The sequence below is a fragment of the Affinirhizobium helianthi genome (assembly GCF_042680945.1).
Lineage (GTDB): Bacteria > Pseudomonadota > Alphaproteobacteria > Rhizobiales > Rhizobiaceae > Neorhizobium > Neorhizobium helianthi.
This window is the reverse complement of the sequence record NZ_JBHUEQ010000032.1, coordinates 18,525-42,953: the sequence shown is the minus strand read 5'-3', so window position 1 is coordinate 42,953 and position 24,429 is coordinate 18,525. Positions and strand designations below refer to the sequence as shown.

At 58.6% G+C, this 24,429-nt stretch carries 20 protein-coding genes; 8 read left to right on the top strand and 12 right to left on the bottom strand.

What is annotated here, in order from left to right:
* Positions 1 to 105: 105 nt before the first annotated feature.
* On the bottom strand, positions 106 to 1,395 hold the full coding sequence (locus ACFSE1_RS16945; RefSeq protein ID WP_377403925.1) for an RsmB/NOP family class I SAM-dependent RNA methyltransferase: 1,290 nt from the start codon (positions 1,393 to 1,395) through the stop codon (positions 106 to 108).
* Positions 1,396 to 1,496: 101 nt separating this feature from the next.
* Entirely contained in the window at positions 1,497 to 2,459 is a 963-nt protein-coding gene (htpX, locus tag ACFSE1_RS16940; RefSeq protein ID WP_377403922.1) for a zinc metalloprotease HtpX, read from the bottom strand.
* A 119-nt stretch (positions 2,460 to 2,578) separates the two neighbouring features.
* Between htpX and ACFSE1_RS16935 the strand changes: the two genes are divergently transcribed.
* Positions 2,579 to 2,821: a DUF1674 domain-containing protein gene (locus tag ACFSE1_RS16935; protein ID WP_377403919.1), complete on the top strand. Its 243-nt coding sequence runs from the start codon at positions 2,579 to 2,581 to the stop codon at positions 2,819 to 2,821.
* On the opposite strand, the gene ACFSE1_RS16930 is transcribed toward ACFSE1_RS16935, so the two are convergent.
* Both ACFSE1_RS16930 and ACFSE1_RS16925 read right to left on the bottom strand, forming a co-directional pair.
* The gene (locus ACFSE1_RS16930; RefSeq protein WP_377403916.1) at positions 2,818 to 3,207 is read right to left on the bottom strand and encodes a hypothetical protein; all 390 of its coding nucleotides are present in this window, start codon (positions 3,205 to 3,207) and stop codon (positions 2,818 to 2,820) included. The genes ACFSE1_RS16935 and ACFSE1_RS16930 overlap by 4 nt on opposite strands.
* Positions 3,208 to 3,261: 54 nt before the next feature.
* A complete protein-coding gene (locus tag ACFSE1_RS16925) occupies positions 3,262 to 3,483 on the bottom strand; it encodes a hypothetical protein (protein WP_377403914.1) in 222 nt (73 codons plus the stop codon).
* Positions 3,484 to 3,787: 304 nt separating this feature from the next.
* Here ACFSE1_RS16925 and ACFSE1_RS16920 point away from each other — a divergent pair, with 304 nt between their 5' ends.
* Both ACFSE1_RS16920 and ACFSE1_RS16915 read left to right on the top strand, forming a co-directional pair.
* On the top strand, positions 3,788 to 5,938 hold the full coding sequence (locus tag ACFSE1_RS16920; RefSeq protein WP_377403911.1) for a putative bifunctional diguanylate cyclase/phosphodiesterase: 2,151 nt from the start codon (positions 3,788 to 3,790) through the stop codon (positions 5,936 to 5,938).
* On the top strand, positions 5,935 to 8,421 hold the full coding sequence (locus tag ACFSE1_RS16915) for an ATP-binding protein (protein ID WP_377403908.1): 2,487 nt from the start codon (positions 5,935 to 5,937) through the stop codon (positions 8,419 to 8,421). Before ACFSE1_RS16920 ends, ACFSE1_RS16915 begins: the two co-directional genes overlap by 4 nt.
* Positions 8,422 to 8,434: 13 nt before the next feature.
* On the opposite strand, the gene ACFSE1_RS16910 is transcribed toward ACFSE1_RS16915, so the two are convergent.
* Complete coding sequence (locus ACFSE1_RS16910; RefSeq protein WP_377403905.1) at positions 8,435 to 9,400, bottom strand: crotonase/enoyl-CoA hydratase family protein; 966 nt, start codon at positions 9,398 to 9,400, stop codon at positions 8,435 to 8,437.
* 279 nt (positions 9,401 to 9,679) lie between these two features.
* Between ACFSE1_RS16910 and ACFSE1_RS16905 the strand changes: the two genes are divergently transcribed.
* Positions 9,680 to 11,044 (top strand): APC family permease, encoded by a 1,365-nt coding sequence (locus ACFSE1_RS16905; RefSeq protein ID WP_377403902.1) that lies wholly within the window; start codon positions 9,680 to 9,682, stop codon positions 11,042 to 11,044.
* Positions 11,045 to 11,059: 15 nt separating this feature from the next.
* On the opposite strand, the gene ACFSE1_RS16900 is transcribed toward ACFSE1_RS16905, so the two are convergent.
* The 3 genes from ACFSE1_RS16900 to ACFSE1_RS16890 form a co-directional block, all read right to left on the bottom strand.
* A complete protein-coding gene (locus ACFSE1_RS16900; RefSeq protein WP_377403899.1) occupies positions 11,060 to 12,055 on the bottom strand; it encodes a P1 family peptidase in 996 nt (331 codons plus the stop codon).
* Positions 12,056 to 12,118: 63 nt separating this feature from the next.
* Entirely contained in the window at positions 12,119 to 13,660 is a 1,542-nt protein-coding gene (amaB, locus tag ACFSE1_RS16895) for an L-piperidine-6-carboxylate dehydrogenase (protein WP_377403896.1), read from the bottom strand.
* 41 nt (positions 13,661 to 13,701) lie between these two features.
* Positions 13,702 to 14,985 carry an NAD(P)/FAD-dependent oxidoreductase gene (locus tag ACFSE1_RS16890; RefSeq protein ID WP_377403893.1) on the bottom strand — a complete coding sequence of 428 codons (1,284 nt, stop codon included), beginning with the start codon at positions 14,983 to 14,985 and terminating at the stop codon, positions 13,702 to 13,704.
* 103 nt (positions 14,986 to 15,088) lie between these two features.
* Here ACFSE1_RS16890 and ACFSE1_RS16885 point away from each other — a divergent pair, with 103 nt between their 5' ends.
* A complete protein-coding gene (locus ACFSE1_RS16885; protein WP_377403890.1) occupies positions 15,089 to 16,012 on the top strand; it encodes a LysR family transcriptional regulator in 924 nt (307 codons plus the stop codon).
* Positions 16,013 to 16,063: 51 nt separating this feature from the next.
* Positions 16,064 to 16,300 (top strand): Lrp/AsnC ligand binding domain-containing protein, encoded by a 237-nt coding sequence (locus tag ACFSE1_RS16880; protein ID WP_377403887.1) that lies wholly within the window; start codon positions 16,064 to 16,066, stop codon positions 16,298 to 16,300.
* Positions 16,301 to 16,367: 67 nt separating this feature from the next.
* Here the strand turns inward: ACFSE1_RS16880 and ACFSE1_RS16875 are convergent, their stop codons facing one another.
* Together ACFSE1_RS16875 and ACFSE1_RS16870 are read right to left on the bottom strand one after the other, a co-directional pair.
* Complete coding sequence (locus tag ACFSE1_RS16875; RefSeq protein WP_377403885.1) at positions 16,368 to 16,568, bottom strand: hypothetical protein; 201 nt, start codon at positions 16,566 to 16,568, stop codon at positions 16,368 to 16,370.
* A 359-nt stretch (positions 16,569 to 16,927) separates the two neighbouring features.
* A complete protein-coding gene (locus tag ACFSE1_RS16870; protein ID WP_377403882.1) occupies positions 16,928 to 19,513 on the bottom strand; it encodes an aminotransferase class III-fold pyridoxal phosphate-dependent enzyme in 2,586 nt (861 codons plus the stop codon).
* 271 nt (positions 19,514 to 19,784) lie between these two features.
* Here ACFSE1_RS16870 and ACFSE1_RS16865 point away from each other — a divergent pair, with 271 nt between their 5' ends.
* Both ACFSE1_RS16865 and ACFSE1_RS16860 read left to right on the top strand, forming a co-directional pair.
* A complete protein-coding gene (locus ACFSE1_RS16865; RefSeq protein WP_377403879.1) occupies positions 19,785 to 20,624 on the top strand; it encodes a D-alanyl-D-alanine carboxypeptidase family protein in 840 nt (279 codons plus the stop codon).
* 10 nt (positions 20,625 to 20,634) lie between these two features.
* Entirely contained in the window at positions 20,635 to 21,168 is a 534-nt protein-coding gene (locus ACFSE1_RS16860) for a peroxiredoxin (RefSeq protein WP_377403876.1), read from the top strand.
* Here ACFSE1_RS16860 and glf read toward each other — a convergent pair whose 3' ends face one another.
* Both glf and ACFSE1_RS16850 read right to left on the bottom strand, forming a co-directional pair.
* Entirely contained in the window at positions 21,169 to 22,290 is a 1,122-nt protein-coding gene (gene glf / locus ACFSE1_RS16855) for a UDP-galactopyranose mutase (protein ID WP_377403872.1), read from the bottom strand.
* A 16-nt stretch (positions 22,291 to 22,306) separates the two neighbouring features.
* Positions 22,307 to 24,349, bottom strand: coding sequence for an O-linked N-acetylglucosamine transferase, SPINDLY family protein (locus ACFSE1_RS16850; protein ID WP_377403869.1), 2,043 nt, complete (start codon positions 24,347 to 24,349; stop codon positions 22,307 to 22,309).
* Between the last annotated feature and the right edge of the window lie 80 nt (positions 24,350 to 24,429).

Sequence of the window (24,429 nt, the reverse complement as noted above, 5' to 3'; positions counted from 1 at the left end):
ATACCGAAATGTCTTGAGGCCGCGCCCGCGCCGACGAATGCCGGGGCTGCGAGCGGAGCGGCTCACCATAACGGTCAACTCTGGTTGACTATGGTAAATAAAGTCTTACCGTTTACGCAGTATGCACGCAAAGAAGCCATCCATGCCGCCTGCATAGCCATCTGCCGCCGGCAACATGGCAGGGGTGGTGCGAAACTCTCCATCGGCATTGATGGCCGCTTGCAGACCCGGCCAATCGGCAGGATCAATGGCCACCCTCTCGACGTCGGTTCTTTCTTTGAGCAGGTCGGCAATCAATTGCTCACCCTCCAGGGGATCGAGCGAGCAGTTGGAGAAAACAACCACGCCTCCCGTTTTCACCAGAGTCAGTGCGTGACGTACCATGCGCGCTTGCAGACCAGCGAGTTTCTCGATGTCGGAAACCCCCTTGGTAAAGAGAACATCCGGGTGACGTCTTGTCGTTCCGGTGGAAGAGCAGGGGGCGTCGAGAAGAATGCCATCAAGCGGTGCGCTTGGCGCAAAGGCAAACAGATCGGTCTCGACAACCTCTGCAGAAAGCTGAAGCCGCGCCAGATTTTCGCGAAGCCGTTTTGCGCGGTTCGAAGATTGCTCGACGGCAATGACTTCCGCTCCCATTGATGCCAATTGCGCTGTCTTGCCGCCCGGTGCCGCGCACAGATCGGCAATTCGTTTGCCTTTCAGGTCGCCGAACAGCTTGGCGGGAATGCTGGCTGCCGCATCCTGCACCCACCATTCTCCCTCGGAAAACCCCTCAAGCGACGGGATGGAGCCTTCAAAGGCTGCCAGCCGCAAGCTTCCCGTTGGCAGCAGGCGCGCCTTCAGGCGCTCTGCCCAGCCTTCAGGATTGGATTTTACCGTCAGATCGATGGGGGCAGGCTCCAGCTGCGCTTCCGCGATGCGAAGTGCTTCGTCCTTGCCATAGGCCGCAGCAAGCCTTTTCAGGAACCATTGCGGGACCGGCGATACTTCACTGCTGTGTTCCAGAATGCTGTCCCGTTCTCGGACCATGCGGCGCAAAAGAGCGTTGACCAGTTTGGCAAAGCGCCGGTTGCGCGGGTCGCGATTGGCCTGTTCGACGGCTAGATCGACCGCCGCATGAGAGGGTACATCGAGATAGAGGATCTGGGCGGCTGCCGTGGTCAGCACGTGCTGAAGCGCGCGTGCGCCTTCCGGCAAGGGCGTATCAAGCATCGATGACAGGGCTGCATCAATGCGCGGAAGATGGCGCAAGGTTGCATTGAGAATTGCACGACACAGTGCCCGGTCGGCTTCGCTCAAGGCGCGGTAGGCCGGATTGCCGTGCCCCGCATCGAGCATCCCGTCCAGCGGGGTCCGTTTGTCCACCACGGCTGCGAGAATCTTGGAGGCAGCCATGCGAACATCAAGTCCGGGCTTCGGCTCTCCTGCTGGAGCGCCGCGATCTGCTGGCGGCTTACGTGCGGGCTTTTTGTTGTTCTTCTTGCTATCGTTAACCGTCAAGACCAGGGACCTTTGCGAGGTTCATCAATGCCCCGCGATGGACCTGTTTGCGGCACAGAACGGGCAGTGCGCGTGGCTCTAGCAGTCGAAGCGGGCGCCGTCGAGTAAGAGGAGCCGAATTCTGCCGCCATGGACTGAAGGGCGGCAATGCGGTTTTCCGTGTTGGGATGCGTGGAAAACAGATTGTCCATGCGCTCGCCGGATAGCGGATTGATAATGAACATATGCGCCGTTGCCGGATTGCGCTCCGCATCCTGATTATGAATGACGTGGGCTGCGCCTGCGATCTTGCCGAGTGCAGAGGCAAGCCAAAGGGGGTTGCCGCATATTTCTGCGCCGCGCCGGTCTGCCGAATATTCACGCGTGCGGCTGATGGCCATCTGCACCAGCATGGCCGCGAAGGGGGCGACAATCATGGCAATGAGAACGCCGATAAAGCCGAAGGGATTGTTATTATCGCGATTGCCGCCGAAGAAGAATGCGAAATTGCCGAGCATGGAGATGGCACCGGCAAGAGTTGCGGTGATCGTCATGGTCAGAGTGTCGCGGTTCTGGATATGCGCAAGTTCGTGGGCCATGACGCCCGCCACTTCATTCGGTGTCAACTGCTGCAAAAGACCGGTCGATGCGGCGACAGCCGCGTTTTCCGGGTTGCGGCCTGTTGCGAACGCGTTGGGCTGGGGGCTGTCATAGACATAGACCTTCGGCATGGGCAGGCCGGCATTGGCCGATAGCTGCCGGATCATGTGGTAGAATTCCGGCGCATTGTTCTCATCAACGGGCTGGGCGCGATAGGCAGACAGAACCATCTTGTCCGAATTCCAATAGGAAAACAGGTTCATGCCCGCGGCAATCAGGAAGGCAATCATCATTCCGCCGCGGCCGCCAATGAGAAAGCCGACGCCCATGAAGAGCGCTGTCATAAAAGCCAGCAGCATGGCTGTCCGCATCGTGTTCATTGCATTGCCTCGCACCATTTGAGAAAGATGATCAAGTCCTCACCTTTCATCCCGACGACTGTTCGCCTAAATGATGTGGTGAATGAACCTTCCATTTCAACAGTTTTCGAAAGAGGGCCATGCAGATGCAGGATGACAAGATCGTGCAGACCCCAGACAACGATAACCAAAGCCCGGATGCCACCGAGCAGCCGGTAAAGAAGGCGCTTTCTCCAGCGGCGCAGAGGGCGCTTCAGGAAGCGGAAGAGCGGCGCCGTGCCCAGCAGCCACAGGATATGCCGCCGGAACATGGCGGTCGTGGCGGTGCCGATCCCGCGCGCTTCGGCGATTGGGAAATCAACGGCCGCGCCATCGACTTTTAATCTGAAGATGAACCGGCAGCCCTGCCCGCCTCGTTCTCCTGAAGCCAGCGGTCAAGGGCGGCAATCATGAAAAGCCTCAGGCTGCTGCGTTTGACAAGGGCACGGGTCAGGCTGTGCCCCTCCCCCGGAAAGCCAAGTTCTTCGGCAACCGTTGCCGGCCCGATGCTGCGCGACATCATCACCGTCTCCACGCGCTTCACGGTCTCCGGCAGAAGATAGCGGCCATTTGCAATCAGGGCAGTGGATGATCTCTCCGGCGTATAGGGAATGAGGGAGGAGGGGGCTTTGTTGATGAAGGCCAGAAAGTGGGCCTGCTCTTCCATGCTGGCCCTGCTCCAGTGCTTGAGCAGTTTCGAGAGTGGATCTCTCTTGTTTTTCTTCGACATTATGGTGCTCCGCTTCAGCCCGCGTCTACCATAATCATCCGCAGGGGACGAGTGTCACTGTGCTTGAGGTTTCGTGTCGCCCAAAGGTTCCAGCATCTGCTTCAGGGCATCCTCTTCCTTCACGCCGAAAAGATACCAGTTGACCAGCGACCGGGCGATGTCCGCGGCCTCGTCACCGTCCATATCGAGTGATCGGTCACGGCAGACCTCCTCCAGAATGCCACGCAGAAAGGAAAGATCCTTCGGGTCGAGTGTATCAAAAGAGGAAAATGCCATTGCCTTCGATCCAACCTTGTTCGGCGCACCTTAAGAGTAGCGTCATGAAGGGTCAAAGTCGCATCTTCTCGTCTGGGTGGAAGGCAGCGCAATGTTGTTTCGCAGCAACTAATGTGCCATAAGGGCCTGCAACTTGAGCGTGGCCGTCCTGTTTTGATTCGCCTGATTAGCTCGTTAGCAAAATCTTAATGGCCCCACGGTTAATTCTTTTTATGAATTGCCGGAGTTCTTCATGAGCCGGAAACTGCACGTGGCTGCATCGTCGGCGTGCCGATGAACGCGCCGAGATGATATCGGATCCAGAATGCCACTAATCGCCATTCTCGATGACCAGGAAACGAACCGACGTATCTTCGAGAGGCTGGCATCCTCCATCGAGGACGGCATGATGATCCGCCTCTTTGGCGATCCATCTGCCGCCTTGCAGGAGTTCGAAGCCGGTTTGACGCCGGATCTCATTGTCACCGACTACAAGATGCCTGTGATGGATGGCGAAGGCTTTATTCGCTCCCTTCGCGGCTTGCCGGGTTTTGCGGAAATTCCGGTTATCGTCATCACTGTGTATGAAGAGCGCAGCTTCCGTATGCGCGCGCTTGAGGCCGGTGCGACGGATTTCCTGCAAAGCCCTGTCGATCATCAGGAATTCGTTACCCGCGCACGCAATCTGCTGAAGCTTCGCAAGCAGCAGCTTTTGCTGGAATCGCGTGCGCAGGTGCTGGCCAAGGAACTGGCCAGCAGCGAAGAAAGCCGCGAAGCAGCCCTTCGCGATTCCAGCGAGCGACTTGCGCAGGTCATCGATACGGTGCCAGCCATGGTCAGCGCGAGCGATCTCGACGGTCGTATCCTGTTTGCCAATCAGCTGGTTGGCGATTTCTTCGGCTGCAAGCCCTCCGATCTGGTCGGCAAGAGCAGCGATGTCCTGGTGGATGCCGATCTGGTTGCACCCAATCGATTGCTTGATCGCAAGGTGGCGCGCAGCGGCCAGGTTCTGAGCAGTTTTGAGCGCGAGTTGACCAATGCTGCCGGTGAAAAGCGGGTTTTCCTCACGACAAAGAGCCCCCTGAGGGATTCCGCCGATGTTATCGTGGGCGTCGTGACCAGCGCGCTCGACATCACTGATCGCAAGCGCGCGGAAGAGCATCTGCTTCATGCGCTTCAATACGATCCGGTGACGAATCTGCCGAACCGCAATTACATGCAGGATCGTCTGCGGCGCGAGGTTGCACGTGCACGTCGCGGTGATCGCGCCTTTGCCTTGCACTCGATCGATATTGACGAGTTCAAGAGCATCAATGAGCTTTTCGGTCACGATGCCGGAGATGCTTTCCTGAAAGAAGCGGCGCAGCGGCTTCAGGCGCTTGCCGGTCCGGAAGATATGGTGGCGCGTGTGGGTGCCGACGACTTCAGCTTCCTGCAGGTTCTTTCCGGCAGCGGGCCATCTGCACCGGATATGGCCGAGCGCATTGTTGAGGCCATTGGCGCGCCGTTTCGGTTTGCGGGCAAGGAGGCATCCTGCGGCGCGAGCATCGGCGTGACGCTTTACCCCATCGACGCCAAGGATAGCGACCGTCTGGTTCAGAATGCCGAACTGGCGCTGAAGCAGGCAAAGGCCGGTGGCGGCAATCAGTTCCGCCTTTTTGAAACCAACATGGCTGAACGCACCCGCAATCACGCAGCTCTGGACAGCCAGCTTCGGCAGGCCGTTGAACGCAACGAATTCGTTTTGTTCTACCAGCCGCAGGTTTCCGCCAGCACCGGGCAGATCATCGGCGCGGAAGCACTTTTGCGCTGGCGAAGCCCGGAGCGGGGCTTCGTGGCGCCTGGCGAGTTTTTGCCGCGTGCCGAAGAGAATGGCATGATCGTGCCCATCAACGAGTGGGTTTTGATGGAGGCGTGCCGGGAGGCAAAGGCCTGGCATCGAATGGGTCTTTGCCATCTGAAGATGAGCGTGAATCTTTCCCCAATCCAGTTCCAACGCGTCAATGTTGCGGCTCTGGTCGTGAAGGCTCTGGCGGCAACCGAGCTCGATCCCCGTTGTCTCGATCTCGAAATCACTGAAAACATCGTGCTGGAGGATAGCGAAGCAGTCATCGCAGCCTTGCAGCAGATTGCCGATCTGGGCGTGTCCATCTCCGTCGATGACTTCGGCACAGGCTATTCCTCCCTGAACTACATCAAGAAGTTTCCTCTGGATCGGATCAAGATCGACCAGTGCTTCGTGCGGAACATGGTTGAAAACCCCAGTGACCACACGATTGTGCGCACGGTTGCCAATCTCGGCCACAGCCTGGGCCTGACGGTCGTTGCCGAAGGTGTAGAAACCGAGGCTCAGGCCGACCTTCTGAAGGCGGATGGCTGCGATGTGATGCAGGGCTATCTCTATGGCAAGCCCATGCCCGCGCAGGAGTTCACTGCATTGGTGAGTGCCAGTGCCCGTATCGGATTAACTGCATGACACCCCCCAGGCCTTATGATTTCGCCCGGTTGCTGCGCCAGCCTATATCGCAGTCGGTTTATGATATGCGTGCCCTGTTGAGGCAGCGGCCCGACACCGAGCATGAGTTGACCGCGAACCGGCTGATCCTGTCATCGACCTTCCTGATCTATCTGGTTGTCGCACATCTGCTTGGCTCGGAGTCCGCCACCAGTGCGCTGCGAATCTCGGCTCTGCCTGCGCTTGCGTTCGAAGCCATGGCGGGCGGGCTTTTTCTGCATCTTCTGATGTTTCCTGGCGTTTCCCATGCCAGACGTCTGATCGGGATTGTTGCCGATCTGGGGCTGTTTTCTTTTGGCCTGCACATTAGCGGTGAAGCGGGTGGCGCGTTTATTCTGGTCTATTTCTGGGCTGTGCTCGGCAATGGCTTTCGTTTCGGTCTGACCTATCTCGTCATTGCGGCAATCACGGCGCTTGTCTGTTTCGGTCTCGTTTATCTCACAACCCCTTACTGGCAGTCACAGACCAGTTTCTCGATCGGGCTTGCCTTGGCCCTTGTGGTGATACCGGCCTACACTTCCAAGCTGATCCGCAAGCTTTCGGAAGCCAAGCAGGAAGCGGAAGAGGCCAGCCGCGCAAAGAGCCTGTTTCTGGCAAGCATGAGCCATGAGCTGCGAACACCGCTGAACGCCATCATCGGTCTTGCCGATCTTCTGGGTGAGGCGCGCCTGAAGACAGAGCAGCATGAGATGGTTCGGGTGATCGGCCGCTCCGGTCGTTCGCTTCTTTCACTCATCGAAACGGTTCTGGATTTCTCCCGCATCGAGGCGGGCCAGATGACCATCCGGACCGAAAAAGTAGAGGTTGCCGGCTTGATGCGCGATGTGCGCGCCATGATCGGTGTGGCGGCCCGCAAGAAAGGTCTGCGCGTGACGCTGCACCTGAAGGAGGACACGCCGGATGTCGTTCTGGCGGATCGGCGTCATCTGGAAGAGATCATGCTCAACCTTGCCAGCAACGCGGTCAAGTTTACCGAGAAAGGCCATATTCGGCTGGACATCGGCTTCCGTTCGATTGGCGAGCGGCATGGTGATCTGACTGTCGAAGTGGCCGATACAGGTATCGGGATTGATTCCGCAGCGCATGCCAAGATCTTTGAGCGCTTTACCCAGGCCGATGGCAGCATCATGGATCGATTTGGCGGAACAGGACTTGGCCTTGCCATCGTTCGCCAGCTCGTTCGTGCCATGGGCGGAGAGATTTCCGTGAGCAGCAGGCTGGGAGAGGGGAGCGTATTCTCCTTTTATCTGCCGGTGGAAATTGGCGAGCATGACGCCGCAGCTACGCCGGATTTGAACAGCTTCGTTCTGCTTTCGCAGCGTCATCACGAGAATCCGGCCCTGATGGATATGGCCGTGAGCAGCACGGTTGACGGCGCGAAAGCACGCGTTGCCGCCCTGCAAGCGGAAGGTATTGCCCGCCCTGTCGTCTTGATCGACGCCGATCTTTCCGACCCGACAGCTTACGATGCCGCAAAGGTGCTTTCTGCCTGCAGCCATCTGGATGAACCTGTCCTTGTTCTGTTGCACGCACAGGCCCCCCTTTCGCCGGGCGAGAAAGAGTATTTTCTATCGGCCTTGCAGCATTTGGATGCACCAGCGCTTGCGCGGCTGTCGCTTCTGGCTGGAGCGCCGGAAACGGCTGCTGATGCGATAGACAAGCCAGCGCGGAGCTTCCGCATCCTGATCGCCGACGACAACAAGACCAATCAGATGGTGGTGGCGAAAACCCTGGAAAGCGGGGGGCACAGCTTTGAGATCGTCGAAAACGGAGAAGCGGCAGTGGATCGCATGCTGCACGGCCGTTTTGATCTGGTGCTGATGGATGTGAACATGCCGGTTATGAACGGCATTGAAGCGACGAAGTTCTACCAGTTCGCATCGCTCGGCGGGCCGCAGATTCCGGTTGTGGGTTTCACCGCCGATGCGACGGGCGAAGCGCGTGAGCGCTGCCTGGAGGCAGGCATGGTGGAATGCCTGACCAAACCGATTGAGCCCAAGAGACTTCTGGATGAAATCGATCGCTTGCTGGAAGGCAAGGAAACCGTGGCCGATGCCGGGATCGCTGCCGATGCCTCGGGGCAGTCTGCCGATGAGCAGCCGGTTATCGACGAATCCACCACGGAAGCACTGGCCAAACTCGGCGGGGAGGACTTCGTCAACGCGCTACTCGGGCAGTTCATCAACGATTCCGCCAGCGCAATGAAGGCGCTGGCTCATGCGGTGGCGGATGAGGATGTGGGTGAGTTTCGCAATTCCGCGCATGCGCTGCGCAGTGCGGCCGCCAATGTTGGCGCAATGCGTATTTACCAGATGTGCCTGGATTGGCGAGAGATTGCCGATCGTGAACTCAGCCAGAGCGGCGAATTCCGTCTTCACGAGCTCAATGCAGAACTCGAGCGCTTTCGCGACGAGTTGAACGCTCGCCGCAAGCTGGCATCCTGAACGACAATTTTCCTCAGGTCAGGCCGATACGCTTGGCCTGAGCCGCCCGCAGACGCTCTATGCGGCGCAGATCCTGCTCATCCAGGTTCATGGCTGCATCCACCCAAAGATCGACGATGTCGCGCAGTTCTTCATAGGTAAGTCCATTCACGCGGCGGCGAACATCGCGAATCGTGCGATGGATCGCGTGCTTCTTGGTGTTGCGCGCGATGTAATCGCGGACCGCGTCCTCACCTTTCCCGTCGTCGACAACCACGTCGACGAGCCCCATCTCATGCAGTTCGTCGGCAGTGTAGACCTTGCCGCTCATGATCATTTGTGTCGCACGGGCCGGATCAAGCTTGCGGGAGAGGAAGCTATAGGCGCCCATGCCCGGAAACAGGTTGAACAGAATTTCCGGCAGGCCGAACTTGGCCGAGCGCTCGGCAATAATGATATCCGAAGACAGCGCGACCTCGAATCCGCCTCCCAGCGCATCGCCCTGAACCAGCGATATGAGGATGATCGGAAGGCCCAGGCTGCTTGCGCAGGAATACATCAGATCAATGCAGTCATGCGCGTAGCGGCGAAGCCGCTCGCTGTCCCGCGACCGGATATGCTGCGAAAAATAGCCCAGGTCACCGCCCAGATTATAGATGCCGGGAAGCGCTGAACCGCTGATGAGATAGAGAAGCTTCTGATCCTGAGGTGTACGGTGGTAGACGGTCTGGATGGTGTTTCTGAAGTCGATGAGATCTGCCAGAAGGCCCGGTGTAAAGCTCGGTGCCGTTACGGGCTTCATGTAGTACCAGAGAGTGCGAAGGGCCGGATCCATTCGCGTCTCCAGATTCTCCCACCGCTTGATGCTGAACGCAATTTCAACTGGCAGATCGGCTGCCGGAGGATGAGACAGCATGCGCTGGTCTGACTGCAGGGGAATCTGAGCCGCGCCCTTCATCAACTGATAGGCCAGCCGCTCGTAGTCCGTCACTTCCGTCATCTGCGACATCCCCGTTATCTTATAGCCGACACACTATCAGACATAACCTGCTTTCGCAGGTGCAATATTTACTTTTGGTTAACCATCTTGGTTAACGGCGCTTCGCTAAATGGTTGTAATTGCGTCCACATTAGCAAAATTTCCGATTTCTGCCGGCAAGTAATTGAATCTTATCGAATAAACTAATGTCCCTGAGTGCCCGACGCGCGGTCGGGAAACAGGGTGCGGGAACCGCAAACGCCTATCGCGCGTTGTTCTGCCCACTGTGTGGGAGGGAACATGCAAGACAATCAAATGGCTCAACATCTGGGTGAGCAACACGAACTCAAGCGGGTCATGGGCCCCGGCCTGCTGCTCCTGTTCATTGTCGGGGACATTCTCGGAACCGGTATTTATGCCCTCACCGGGCAAGTGGCTGCCGAAGTGGGCGGCATGGTGTGGTTGCCATTCCTGGTCGCCTTTGCCGTGGCCCTCCTGACGGCCTTCAGCTATCTGGAGCTGGTCACGAAGTATCCAAAAGCGGCGGGTGCGGCTCTCTACACACATCGGGCTTTTGGAATTCACTTCCTCACATTTCTCGTTGCCTTCGCCGTCATGTCGTCTGGCGTTACCTCTGCCTCCACCGCATCGCGTGCCTTTGCCGCCAATTTCGCTGTCATCACCGGCCTGCCCGCGGGCGGCTTCATGGTCACCATCATCGCACTCGGCTTCATCGCACTGGTCGGTGCCGTGAATTTTCGCGGTGTCGGGGAAAGCGTGCGCATCAACGTGCTGTTGACCCTGGTGGAATTGTCCGGCCTGCTGCTCATTATCGGGGTCGGTTTCTGGGCTATTTTCGGCGGGCAGGGAGATGTATCGCGTGCCTTCACCTTCGAAGCCATGCCGGGCCAAGGTGTCTTCTGGCCCGTCATCGCCGCAACCACGCTCGCATTTTTCGCCATGGTGGGCTTTGAAGATTCGGTCAACATGGCAGAGGAATGCAAGGAGCCGAGCCGGATATTCCCGAAGGTGCTTCTGGGCGGATTGGTCATTACCGGGGTCATCTATGTTCTGGTGGCGATCTCAGCGATTACGCTTGTGCCAGCAAAGGAGCTTGGTGAGGGCGATACACCGCTCCTGAAGGTGATTCAGGCGGGCGCGCCGGATTTCCCCGTCGGTGTATTCGGCATCATTACCATGTTTGCAGTCGCGAATTCAGCGCTGATCAACATGATGATGGCAAGTCGCCTGATTTACGGGATGGCGCAGGAAAAGGTGCTGCCTGCGATTCTCGGTCAGGTTCATGCACAGCGCAGAACCCCCTACATCGCCATCCTCTTCACGACACTTATCGCGATGATGCTGATTGGCTTTGTTGGTGCCGTTCCTGCCTTGGGAGGCACAACGGCATTGTTGCTGCTCTGTGTCTTTGCGGTGGTCAATGTCGCAGTTCTTGTGCTGCGCAAGGACAAGGTTGAGCACAGGCATTTTCGTACACCCACATTCGTTCCCGTGCTTGGCGCGGTCACCTGCATCTTTCTGGCCGGTCCCTGGACGGGTCGGGATCCGGTTCAATATGTCATCGCTGGCATCCTGCTTGCGCTTGGGGTGGCGCTCTGGTTCGTGACGGTCAGGGTCATGAAGGCGGTTGCCCAGCCAGCTTGAGATTTGATCTCCAGATCAGGCGTGGCGGTCTCGCCATGCCTTCTGGGCATCCTTGTAGGGCAGGGCGGTTGCCTCAAACACGCCACGGGCAATGGCTCTTGCATATGTCAGTGTCGTCAGGTGACACAGCTCCATGAAATCCGACTGATCCTCTATCGGTCTTTGCCCGGTGGCAGCCGCGAAGACAGTATCGCCATCGGCGGGCAGATGTGTTGGCAGAACGGCGCGAGCCAGGCCATCATGGGCCATGATGGAGAGCCGGTGCGCCTGTGCCTTCGTCAGAAAGGCATCCGTGACGACGATGCCGATGGTCGTTGCCTTCAGGTTTACCCCCTTCAGCCGGAGCGATCGATCGCCAGCGCTGAAACTGGCCGGCAATCCCAGCCCGCCAAATTCGCTCTTCTCCTCGAAGGGGGCGGCCCAGAAATGCGGCCCATCGCCAATTGTCGCAGACCCCATGGCATTGACGGCGACCAGAGCCGCCACCTTGTGACCCCTGCCGGTCGCGGAACTGGCCGATCCCAAACCGCCCTTGAAGGTGGCAGTCGTTGCACCTGTTCCGGCCCCGACCGTCCCAAGGGCGAAGGCGCCCGTAGCGGCCGCTCTGAATGCCTGATAACCCATGTCTCGATAGGGTGAATGCAGACCCCAATCCTTATTGCCGCCATTCAGCAGGTCCATCAGGATCGCCTGGGGCACGATGGGAACCCGTGTGGTGCCTACCTGCAGGCCGCGCCCGATCTCGCGCAAGCCGGCCTGCACGCCACCGCTTGCATCCAATCCATAGGCGGAGCCGCCTGACAGCACCAGTGCATCGACCTTCTCGACTGTCATGGATGGATCGAGCAGAGCGGTATCGCGACCGCCGGGAGCGCCGCCGAGAACAGTACCCGAAGCCACGGCCGGTTCATCGAAGACCACGACGGTGACGCCGGAACCGAGGGAGAGATCGGTTGCGTGACCGACACTGACACCATCGATGTCGGTAAGAAGATTGAGGGGAGAAATCATGTCTCGACATCCTTGCAGGCTGGCAGCCCAGCCTACAAGGATTGGCCATTTATGCCAGATGCATCACGCGATATCGAACTTCACGCCCTGTGCAAGCGGCAGGGTGCGCCCGTAGTTCACCGTGTTCGTGGCGCGGCGCATATAGGCCTTCCAGGCATCCGAGCCGGATTCGCGCCCACCGCCTGTTTCCTTTTCGCCGCCGAATGCGCCGCCAATTTCTGCACCGGACGGGCCGATGTTGACGTTCGCAATGCCGCAATCGGAGCCGCGGTCAGAAACGAAGGTCTCTGCTTCGCGGATATCATTGGTGAAAATCGAGGAAGACAGGCCCTGCGGCACGCCATTGTGCAGCTCAAGCACGGCATCGAAATCGCTGTATTTCATGACATAGAGGATCGGCGCGAAAGTTTCTTCCACGACGGGTCCGCATTGTGACGGCATTTCCACGATGGCCGGGCGCACATAATAGGCGTCGGCTGCCTGGTCGGCGAGAACGCGTTCACCGCCTGTAACCTTGCCGCCTTCCGCCTTTGCGGCGTTGAGTGCCTTTTGCATCCGCTCGAACGATGCCTTGTCGATCAGCGGCCCGACCAGATTGCCATCTACCATGGGGTTGCCGATGGTGACGGACTGGTAAGCCTTCTGGAGGCGCGGCACGAGCTTGTCATAGACGCTTTCGTGCACGAAGAGGCGGCGAAGCGTGGTGCAGCGCTGTCCAGCCGTTCCCATGGCTGCGAAGGCCACGCCGCGAAGCGTCAGGTCCAGATCCGCAGTCGGTGTCACGATAGCGGCGTTATTGCCGCCAAGTTCAAGGATGGCGCGGGCAAAGCGCTGGGCGAGGCGTGGGCCGACCGCGCGGCCCATGGCGGTGGAGCCGGTTGCCGAAACCAGCGGTACTTTCGGATGGTCCACCATGACCTCTCCGATGTCGCGCCCGCCAATGATCAGGGTCGACAGGTTTTTCGGTGCGGTGCCGCCTTCGGAGATGTACCGTTTCAGGGCTTTCTCAAAGATTGCCTGTGTTGCCAGCGCCGTCAATGGCGTCTTTTCGGAAGGCTTCCAGACTGTCGCGTTGCCACAAACCAGAGCGAGCGCCGCATTCCAGGACCAGACGGCAACAGGGAAGTTGAAGGCGGAAATGATGCCCACGACACCCAATGGATGCCAGGTCTCCATCATCCGGTGTTCGGCGCGCTCCGTTGCAATCGTCAGACCGTAGAGCTGTCGCGAAAGGCCGACTGCAAAATCGCAGATGTCGATCATTTCCTGCACTTCGCCCAGGCCTTCGGAGGTGATCTTGCCGACCTCGATGGAAACCAGACGCCCGAGATCAGCCTTGGCCGCTCTCAGTTCCTCGCCCAAAAGCCGGATCAGTTCCCCGCGCTTTGGAGCCGGCACCAGGCGCCATTCCAGGAATGCGCCATGCGCTGCATCGATGGCTTGTTCGGCCGAGCGGGCATCCATTTCAGGCAGTTTGCCGAGTTCCTCGCCCGAGATGGGCGAACGGACAGTGAGCGAGCCGCCGCGATAGGCGGATGTCTCCACGCCGAGGCGGGCAAGAATGGCGTCCGCTTCAGCGGCAAGGTTCAGATTTGCGAGGCTCATCGTGGTCCTTCTCGTCTCTCAATGCGTTATGTTGATGGGGTTTAGAAGCGGTCGCTACCGAAGTGAGCAATCTGCGCTCCGACTTCATAATAGGCTTCCTTGAGCTGGCGAAGCGGTGGTTCGTGGGGGGCTGTGACCGGCAGCGGCAGCGATGCCTCATCGATCTGTGCCGTTACCAGTTCTGCCAATAGCTTGCCGAAAACAGTGCCTGGCGAAATTCCGCGTCCGTTATAGCCGGAAAATCCGACGACGCGATCTGCGAATTTGTGAAAGCGGGGCAGCGCATTATCGGTCATGCCGATCTGTCCATACCATTCCGCTTCGAAGGCAATCTCCTGCAATTGCGGGAAAATTCGTGCCAGAGCGCGCCGTGCCCAGGATTTGTGGATTGCGGTACCTGTGCCGCGCAAAGCGCCGACGGAGCCGAAGATGAGCCTTCCCTTGGCATCCATGCGGAAGGAGGAAAGAATTTCCTTCGTGTCCCAGCAACCTTCCCGCTCTGGCAGGATGGAGCGTCGCAGATTGTCGGAGAGCGGCGTCGTCGCGAGGTTGAAATAGGGCAGATGGACCTGCTCTCTCCGCACCACGTCAAACGGGCCGGAGCTATAAGCATCCGTTGCGACAAGAACCCAATCGGCGGTGACGCTGCCGGTGCCGGTGGAGACGAGATGGCGCTTTTGCTTCTCCTGCCAGGCAATGACCGGGCTGGATGTCTGCAGAACCGCACCGGCCTTCATGGCCGCATGGGCGAGCCCGCGGACATAGGCAAGCGGTTGAAGCGTACCAGCGCGCCGATCAAGCAACGCGCCGCGATAAGCGCTTGTGCCAATGCGGCGCTCGGTCTCTGCTGCGTCTAGAAGCTCCACCGCCGCGCCGCGCTTTTGCCATTGCAGGGCCCGTTCCTCGATTTCCTTCAATCCGTCGTCGCCGACAGCGCAATGCAGTGTTCCGGTCTGCGTGAGTTCACAGTCAATACCGTGGCGTTCGATGATGTTCATCACCGTCCGTGGCCCGTTTCCCAGCAGATCGAGAAGCCTTTCACCGTGAACTGCGCCCAGTTCGCCGGGCAGGTCATCCGGCATGACCCACATTCCGGCATTGATCAGTCCGACATTGCGACCGGCACCGCCGAAGCCGATTTCCTTGGCTTCCAGCAGAATGACGCTGCGGCCAGCTTCTGCCAGATGGAGGGCGGCCGAAAGACCTGTGTATCCGCCACCGATGATGACGATCTCAGCGGTGCGATCGCCAGCCAGAGGCAGGGTTTCTGGTGCTGGCGGTGCCGTCTTTGCCCAGAGGCCGTGAGAGCGCGGATTATCAAGCATGTCAGCCATCCGAATGGAGTGAGGTTTCCATCTTTACAGAGCGCGTGCGGCAGTGAATATCGAATTCTTCTCAACAGTTCATTCTAACAGGGAATGATGTGCCTTGCTTCCACCCCGCCGTTTCCTTCCGTCATTTTCCTTGCTGGCCGCATTTGAGGCGGCGGCACGTACTGGAAGCGTAACGGCGGCTGCGAAGGAACTGGGCCTGACACAAAGTGCTGTCAGCCGCCAGATCGCAGCGCTTGAACGTCAGCTCGGTGTTTCTCTTTTTCTAAGGCAGCGGCAGACGATCCGCCTGACGATTGCAGGCGACACCTATGCAAGAGAGGTGCGGGAGGCCCTGCGCCGTATCTCGAATGCCTCGCTGAACCTGCGTGCAAACCCCGCAGGCGGCACATTGAACCTTGCCATTCTGCCTTTCTTTGGCTCCCGCTGGCTGACGCCACGCATGCCCCGTTTCCTGGCAGACCATCCCGGCATTGTCGTCAATCTGATCACGCGCCTTGAACCCTTCGATTTCCGTTTCGACACGCTGGATGCCGCAATACACTTTGGCGCGCCGCGCTGGCCCGGGGCAGCGCTGACCTTTCTGCTGGACGAGAAGGCGGTTGCCGTGTGCAGTCCTGAATTCGCTTCACGACACAAGGTACTGCGTGATGAAGACGTGTTGGCTCTTCCGCTGTTGCATCTCAATACACGGCCTGATGCGTGGGAAGGATGGTTCAGGGCACGGCAGATCGAATTCGATGCATTGCATGGAATGTTATTCGATCAATTCATGACCATGCTGGAAGCGGCCCTTGCGGGCATGGGTGTCGCACTGCTTCCCGGCTTCCTGATCGCCCGTGAGCTTCAGGCGGGTAAGCTGGTGCCGGTGGTGCCGGATCCGGAAATCGATAGCGGGCGATATTTTCTGGCCTATCCTCCGGAACGCGCCTCCTATCCACCCCTTGCCGTTTTTCGTGATTGGCTCCTTCACGAGATCGATTCACAACGGGTTGCGCCGGGGCACGGCTTCGGCCAATAGTCAGGCTAATGTTCATTGGGCCGCCAGGGCGGCCATGCTGCGGGAAGTGCCATGAAGCCGATTTTCGTCCAGCTGCGTTGCGCGCCGGGAAAGACCTACGAGGTGGCTGATGCCATCTACAAGACGGAACTGGTGTCCGAACTCTATTCCACCAGTGGTGACTGGGATCTGCTGCTCAAAATCTACCTTGCGGAAGGAGAGGAGATCGGCAAGTTCGTCAACGAAAAGATCGCCTCTATTCCAGGAATAGAGCGCTCCCTGACGACGCTGACCTTCACGGCGTTCTGACCCGTGAAACCGGAAAGCCGCCCGGTGCGAATGCACGGGCGGCCTAAATCTCTAAATACAGCATTGATCAGGCGACAGCTCGCCGTTCCGGCAGGGCTTGGCCGCGGACGTGGTTGCGAATTGCGAGGCGCACCTCATCTGCGGAGGCAAAGCGCTGCTCATCCAGATCGATGACATGAAACTTGACAGCAATAAACTTCAACCGATCGTTGTCAGGAACAACGATGCCGACAGGCTCTCCGCCGTACTCAATAACCTGCTTTTGCATGGTCGTACTCCTAGTGTGGCTGCGCGAGGCAGCAATGACGAATTTGACTTCTCAGATCACTGGACTGTGAAGGTCACATTCGACAGCGTGGGGTGGAGAAATCGCCCACGCGTTTCACATCATGCGCACAGCAAAGAAGAGCAGTGCGGATAAGATGCATCATAATCACTCTCCCTCATTCAAGTTGCGCTTCTCCGGACAGAACCTTCGAGGCTCGTCTCAGGTTCGGGAACCATAAGCGAGTCGCAGCGCAAGTTCAATCGGAATCCTGTCTACCTAGAATTTTTTTCTGTTCCATGACAGGATTGCGGCAGTTATGTGAAATCTTGTTCGCATAGCTGCCCGCAATCGGGAAGCGGCTAGATGGGTTTTGCCGCTTCTTCCGGCAAGGTCTCCGCATTTCGGATTGACGGATTTGTGAGCTTTTGTGTCTCGTCCTTCGATGGCTCCGGCTGACGCTCCGTTTCGCGAACAGGAAGGAGCCGGGACAGCGAAGCTATCACGTGGTCCACCGTTTCCTCCGACATGCAAAGGGGTGCGGTGAGCGAGATGCTATCCGTTTCCAAGGGAGGTGCCAGCAGGATGCCTTCCTTCTCCAGTGCCCGAACGAGGGTCTGGGCTGAAACGCCTGAAAGTTGCAGGTCAACCGAAAGGCCCTGACCGCGAATGTCGATGATGGCCGGATGCCTCTCCTTCAAATCGTCAAGCCGCTTGCGCAAAAGCGCGCCGATATGTGAGGCATGCTCGCGCAGCGAGGAGTCTTCCAGGGCATCCAGAACTGTGAGGCCCATCCGGCAACCGACGGTGCTTGCGTCGGGCTGCGGCAGTTCCAGTCCTTCCGGCAGAACCTTGCGGCTGAGGATCACCGCTGCCAGACGCTCCTGTGGCACCGGCGAGCCGGTGACGATGATATCGGGAACGATTCCTTCGCTTTGAAAGCTCCAAAAATGTGTACCGCTGCGCCAGAAGCCGGATCTGCGTTCGTCAGCGATGACAGCACCGTCTTCCGGATCGAAGAGCCGCTCCGCCAGCTGACGTGCGATCTCCATGGCCTGTAGTTCATCCGTCAGGGCAAGGATCGTATCGAGATGACCGGGCATATCTTGCAGCAAAGCCGCCTGATACTCGCGCTCTATGCCCGTTCCGGGAACGCCGCCGAGGAGAAGCCATTGCCTGTAGGCAGAGCCTGCCAGCTCGGGATTGCCGTAGCCAAGCAGGCCAGCTGCACCGGTCAGGTCGATATAGCGGCGTCCCTGGGCGTCGAAAAGAAACTCCTTCCAGCCCCGGACATATTCCGTGCTCTCTTCGCTGGGGGCATCGACATCCAGTCCGAGGATGGCGGAAGGAGAGAGAACGATTCGTTCCCATAGCCCGGCTGTCTTTGCATTGGCGAACAAAGGCGGGTCGATATCGGGATAGCGGGCAAGCCGGATGCGCAAGCCGCCGACCGAGCCCTCCGCGCCAGCGACTGAGCCGATGCGATCGCCTGCAAAAAGCATGGTACCTTCAGCCAGAACGGTTTCCGCGCCCTCCAGATAAAGCGTCGCCTCCTTGCTGGTGAGGGTGAGGGGGCCGCTGACCTGCGTAATGGTGCCGCCGAAAGGGGCCGCAACCGTGACGCCAGCCGGTAGGCAGAAGTCTACGTGCAGGGAGAGATTGTCTGCATCTGCTGCTCCCCCGCGCGACAGGCGATATTCGCCGAAGCGGGTTGCACCCATTTTGGTGTCCCAGGCGATGCGGGCAAGAAGCCGCCAATCGATTTCGGCGTCATTCCAGTTTCCTTCCGCAAAGAGCGGACTGGCAGGCGAGAGATCGACCAGACGAATATCGGCACTATCGACCTCCGGCAGCAGCGGAGAAAACTCCGGTATCGGCGGCAGGGGCCAATCCACGGCCTCATGGATCTGTGCTTCCACAAGGATCGGATCGGCAGAGGATGCGATGTCAAACTGGCGGCGAATAAGCCGAAGATCCTGTGCGTCGGCCTCTGTCGAATCGAGTTCCAGCTGCGCCCGCTTCAACGCGATTCGCGCCAGTGTGAGCGGCCAGAGCGCCGAAAGCTCCGCCTCGTTCAACGGAAGTTCGGCGTGAAACGCCTTTACGACCGGCAGTATGTCGGAAACGGTGCCGCCCGCCGCGCCGAGAACATCTCCACAGATGGCTGCCAGCACGGCAACAATCCACCCCTCGCCCAAGGCATCCGGGTCGCAGAAGCCCGTTGGCACCCATCCATCTTCGGTAACAATCCCAACCAGACTATCTCCTGCGGGATGGTGGTGGATCAACTGGGAACGCAGCCTGTCTCCGAGCGATTGCACCTTGCGCAGAGCAATAACGGTCGCCTTGGCAATGGGATCGCGAACGGCTGGATCGCTCATGAGGCGAAGGCATTGCACCACCTGCGGACCTGCCTGGCGAAGATCTTCTTCTGCCAGGAGGGGAACGGTTGGCTCGTCGCTGCTTTCTCGTTCGTCGGCTGCGGATAGATCCCTCACCAGTTGCGCACCGAAGGCGCCCAGTCTTTCAAGCTCCTTCGGGGTCAGCGTTTCTGCGTCGGGCATCAATACGCCCGGTGGCAGGGCGAAGAGGCGGGCAAAGGGTTGGTCGCCTTCCGCAGGCGTTCCATCGAGTGCGATCAGTTCCGGTCCTTGCTGGGAGGCGAGAACCTCCGGTGCGTCGACGCGCCCGATGGCCGAGCGAATGTGATGCAGCAAATCCTGCTCATGGCGGAAGCGACGTAATTCTTCTGCCGAGGAGCCGAAGTCCAGACGGCAGACGACTTCCTCATAGCGGACGAAATAGCTGGGTGGCTCATCCCGGTAGGTGGTGATTTCACCCGCCAGGCCGTAATGTTCTGCCACGAATTCGTCCGCTTCCGGCCAGGCGATCGCCTCCACAGCTTCCACGGCGGTATCCTGCATCGTGCCGGATTCGTTCTCAGCCATCGCAAATCCCCCGGAAGGCCGTTGTTTTAAAAGGAGAATAGCGCGATTGGCGTCCGCGTCCATAGGCAAGGCTGCGGTGAGACCGCGATTCGCGGTGGCGAGGACTGTCATTCCGGCCCGGCCCGTCGGGCGTTAAGGGTAAATTAACTATGTTTTCACGTGAATCATTTTGATCGTGATTGTCATTGGATTCAGCGGAAATGCTGCCTTCGGTGGGAAAATTTCCTCAAATGCCCTATCTTGACCCCAGCGCGACCTCTGGATCCATCTGATGCCAAGATTTCTCATAGCCTTTGTGTTGTCTCTCACGCTTGGAAGCACCCCGGTTTTCGCTGCGGAGGCGGAGATCGTGGTGGATGCCAACAACCGAAGCGTTCTTGAGGCGAGAAATGCCGATATACGGATTCGCCCCGCTTCGCTGACCAAGATGATGACGCTTTATCTGACGTTCGAAGCATTGGGGCGAGGCAAGCTCCAGTGGGATGAACAAATCCCGATATCAAAGAATGCCGCGGGCGCTGTGCCTTACAAGCTAGGTATTCCGGCAGGCGGCACGATTACGGTTCGGGAGGCCGTCAACGGCATCATTGTCATCTCGGCCAATGATGCGGCGATTGCGCTGGGCGAAAGACTTGGCAGGACGGAGCGCAACTTCGCAGCGATGATGACGGCGAAAGCGCGTCAGCTGAACATGACCTCCACCACCTTCGCAACGGCAACGGGATTGACCGCTGACGGCCAGTTTACCACGGCCCGCGACATGGCCGTGCTGGGAATGGCTCTCATGCATCACTTTCCGCGGCAGTTCCCGATGTTTGCGATGAAGACGACTACATTTCGTGGAAAGGTTCTGAAGGGCCATAACTATGTTCTGGACATGTATCCGGGCGCGGATGGTCTGAAGACGGGCTATACAAGCGCGTCGGGCTATAATCTGGTGACTTCTGTGCACAAGAATGGGCGTCGTTATGTCGGTGTTGTGCTGGGTTATCCCACGGACAAGGCACGTGATCAGGAAATGGTTGATCTGCTGAGGCGAGCCATTGACGGTCGATCAGCTGCCGGAGCGGCGAATGCGCCGCGGCTGGACGGGGCTGTCGGTTTGTATTGAGGGTTGCTCCATGGATGTTCAATCGGAAAACTTGGTTTCACGGCTGTGCGGTTTGCGGCTCCCCTCAATTCTCCTAGACGACACCGATGGACACAAGATCGACCTTTCCGCCCTTGCGGGGCTTGGCGTCATCTACATCTATCCTCGTACAAGCCCGGCCGATGGGACGGCTTTGCCGGGTTGGGACGTTATTCCCGGCGCACGGGGATGCACGCCGCAATCCTGTGCCTTTCGCGATCACTTCGCGGAGTTGCGGGCGCTTGGCGTTCGCTATCTCTACGGATTGTCGACACAGGAGACGGCATATCAACGGGAAGCAGCCGCACGACTGCATCTTCCCTTTGCTCTGCTTTCCGATGCGCAGCTTGAACTCGCCAGCAGGCTCGATCTGCCCAGTTTCGTGGCGGGAGGAGAAGCGCTTCTTCGGCGAATGACACTGATCATCCAGGATGGATGCATTCGTCACGTGTTTTACCCCATTCCCTCGCCGGAGCGAAATGCCGAGCAGGTAATGGATTGGCTGAATGGATCCCGCCCCCGTTGATCAGGCGCTCTTTCGCTGATTCGTGGCAAGGAATGCACGCGCTTGATCAAGCGCCTCGCGGATTGTCACGTCCATATCCAGATACCGATAGGTGCCCAGGCGTCCGACGAATGTAACCCCTGTCTCCCTTCGGGCATGCTCTTCATAAGCCGCAAGCTGTTCCTTTTCCTTAACGAGACGGATGGGGTAGTAGGGAATATCGTCGGCACCGCACGCGCGTGAAAATTCGCGATAACAGACCGATCCCTCATGCTTTTCCCACGGCGAAAAATGCTTGTGTTCGGTGATCCGGGTGTAGGGCACATCCAGATCGCCATAATTCATCACCGCGCAGCCCTGGTAATCGCCCTCATAGGTAAAGCGCTCGAAATCGAGCGTGCGATAGCCCAGCCGGCCGAACTCGTGGCCGAAATAGGCGTCCAGAGGGCCGGAATAGAAGACATGGGCATAGTGCTGTTTCCAGCTGCGCTCGAATGGCGTGGACAGCTTGATAGAGATGTTCTCGTGGTCGAAAATCCGTTCGATCATGGCTGTATAACCCTTCTCCGGCATGCCCTGATAGGCATGGAAGAAGTAGTTATCATCGTAGTTGAACCGGACCGGCAGGCGTTTGAGGATTGATGCAGGCAGTTCTGTGGGAGAACAGCCCCATTGCTTCTGGGTATAGCCCTTGAAGAAGGCCTCGTAGAGTTCCGGTCCCACAAAACGCAGGGCCTGGTCCTCAAAGGTGACGGGTTCCGTGATGGACGTGTCCGCCCGTGAGGCTATGAAATCCTTTGCCTCGTCCGGGCGCAGCGTTTTGCCGAAGAACTGGTTGATCGTCAGCAGGTTGATCGGGAGCGAGTAGACCCTTCCCTGGCTCGTCGTCTTCACGCGGTTCTGGTAGGGCAGAAAGCGCTCGAAGCTGTTTACATAATCCCAGACTTCCCGATCATCCGTGTGGAAGATATGGGGGCCATAGACATGCACCATGACCCCGGTTTCGCTATCGCGCTGTGTGTGGCAGTTGCCCGCAACGTGATTGCGGCTTTCAAACACCGTGACGCGGTAGCCTGCTTTTGCCAGCTCGCGCGCGATGACGGCACCGGAGAGACCCGCACCCGCAATTGCGATGTCCTGCATCACACCCTACCCCGCTTCAAGGCCTGCCATTCCACAACCTTCCATCCGCGGCAAGCGGTGAGAAATCATCCCAGGCTTCGAGCTTTTCGAGATAGCGCTGGCGATAGGCCTGTTCATTCTCCACATCGGTGACTTGCGTTACCAGATCCGCTCCGATCTCGTAGTAAACATCGAGATTGGTGAGGTTCGGCACCGGAATTTCGCCCCGTTCGCCTTCCTCGTGCATTTGCCAGCAAAGCTCTTCGAGGCGGCGGGTATAGGCGGGAATATCGCGAAGCAGGCTTGTCTCGCGTTCGGCTTGCATGCGGTCGCGGATTGCCAGAAGGCTTTGCGGGTTCTGGCCGAAAGCAATAGCCTTCGCCACATATTCATCACCCGTGTCGCAGATGGTTTCCGTCACACCTGCTGCGTTGACGATGCTGGCGCAGAAACGCGAGGCGAAGCTTTTGCCACGGATTGTCAGGATCGGAAGCCCCATGGTGATCGCGTCTGAACCCGTGGAATGTGCGCCATAGGGGAATGTATCGAGAAACAGGTCGGCGAGCGCGATTCGGGCCAGATGTTTCGCATTCGGCGCCTTCGGTGCAAAGATGATCCGTTCTGCGGAGATCCCTGCGTCTTCCGCCAGCTTCACCAGCCGCGCATTCACACTCTCTTCACCGGCCAGAAGCCAGAGAACGCTGTTCTGCACCTTCGCCAGAATTTGCATCCAGCGGGCAAAGCAGGCGCCGGTGATTTTCTGCATGCCGTTAAAGCAGGCGAAGACAAAGGCATCTTCCGGCAGGCCAGCCTCGGCGCGCGTCGGCGTTTCGGCAATCTCCCGCTTGCGGTCCAGGGGCTGGTTGCACGTGATACGCAGCACCTTCTCGGTATAGTAGATCTCATGCTCCGGCGGAATGATCTGCTCGTCTGCGATGATATAGTGATGGAAAGGGCTCGCCATCGTGCCCGGATAACCGCAGAAATTCACGATGATCGGTGTCGGTCGGAAAGCAAAAATGCGGGTGCGGGCGAGTTTCGTATAGCCATTGACGTCCAGCAGCACGTCGATATCGTCACCGGCAATGCGCCTTGCCGCCTGCACGTCATCCAGGGCGGAGATGTCGCGCCAGCAATCGACCGCTGCCTTGATGCGCGTCTGTGTTTCGTCTTTCGAAGGCTTGTCGCCGCAGTAGTAGGCGTAGATCTCGACATCGCGCTTGTCGTGGAGTTCGAAAACCTCCCGGAGCGCAAAGCCGACTGCGTGGTCGCGCAGGTCCGACGAGACATAGCCGATGCGCAGACGATCCCGACCCCTGACCTTGGGTTTAACCGGCTTGCGGGGGAAGGGGCGCGTATCGGGACGGCCTACGAGCGATTGATTGTACCGATAGGCCTTCGCCATCTGAAAGATCGGATCGTCACTGAAGCAACCGAGCGACAGTGGCGACATGGAATCAACCAGCTGGCGCAGGGAAATATGGTCTGAAGGCGTGAGAAGCGGCCATTTGCATTGCCGCTGGCGTATGGCAACCCAGTGCTGGCCCGCCTCCGGCTTTTCGGGCCGCAGCTCCATGGCCTGCCACAGGGACAGTTCGGCATCTTCCAGCAGGCTGGCATTTTCCATCACGCGCCCAACATGCTGCAGCGCGCCGTGGCGATGCGTCACCTGATCCGGCGTGATCTCCTTCGTCATTTCGACGAACTGACGCCATTGCTGCACGGCCAGAACTGCCTGACCGCCGTCTTCATAGGCACGGCCAAGATTGATGTGTCCCGGCCCGAAGCTCGGTTGCGACTGAACACAGGCCCGCAACGCATGGATCGAGCCAGCAAGGTCGCCCGACTGACGCACCGCGACCGAATAGTTGAAGTAGACCAGATGCAGGAAGGGGCTATCGCCATTATAGGCGATCCATTCCTTGTAAAGCGCTGCTGCTTCGTTTCGCAGGCCCTTTTGTGCAAGTCTTTCTGCAAGCTGAAACAGATCCGTCACCGGCATGGTTCTCATGCGGGCACGCACAAGCCCCTCAATGAAGGATTGGTCCGGTTTCGGCGCGGCAGAAAGGCTGACATTCATTGTCTTTTGCGTCCGCTTGCTGGTTAAGGTGCCATAGCGTCTCCCCGTCATGGGAGAGAAGTGCAGGGTTCTGATGCGCC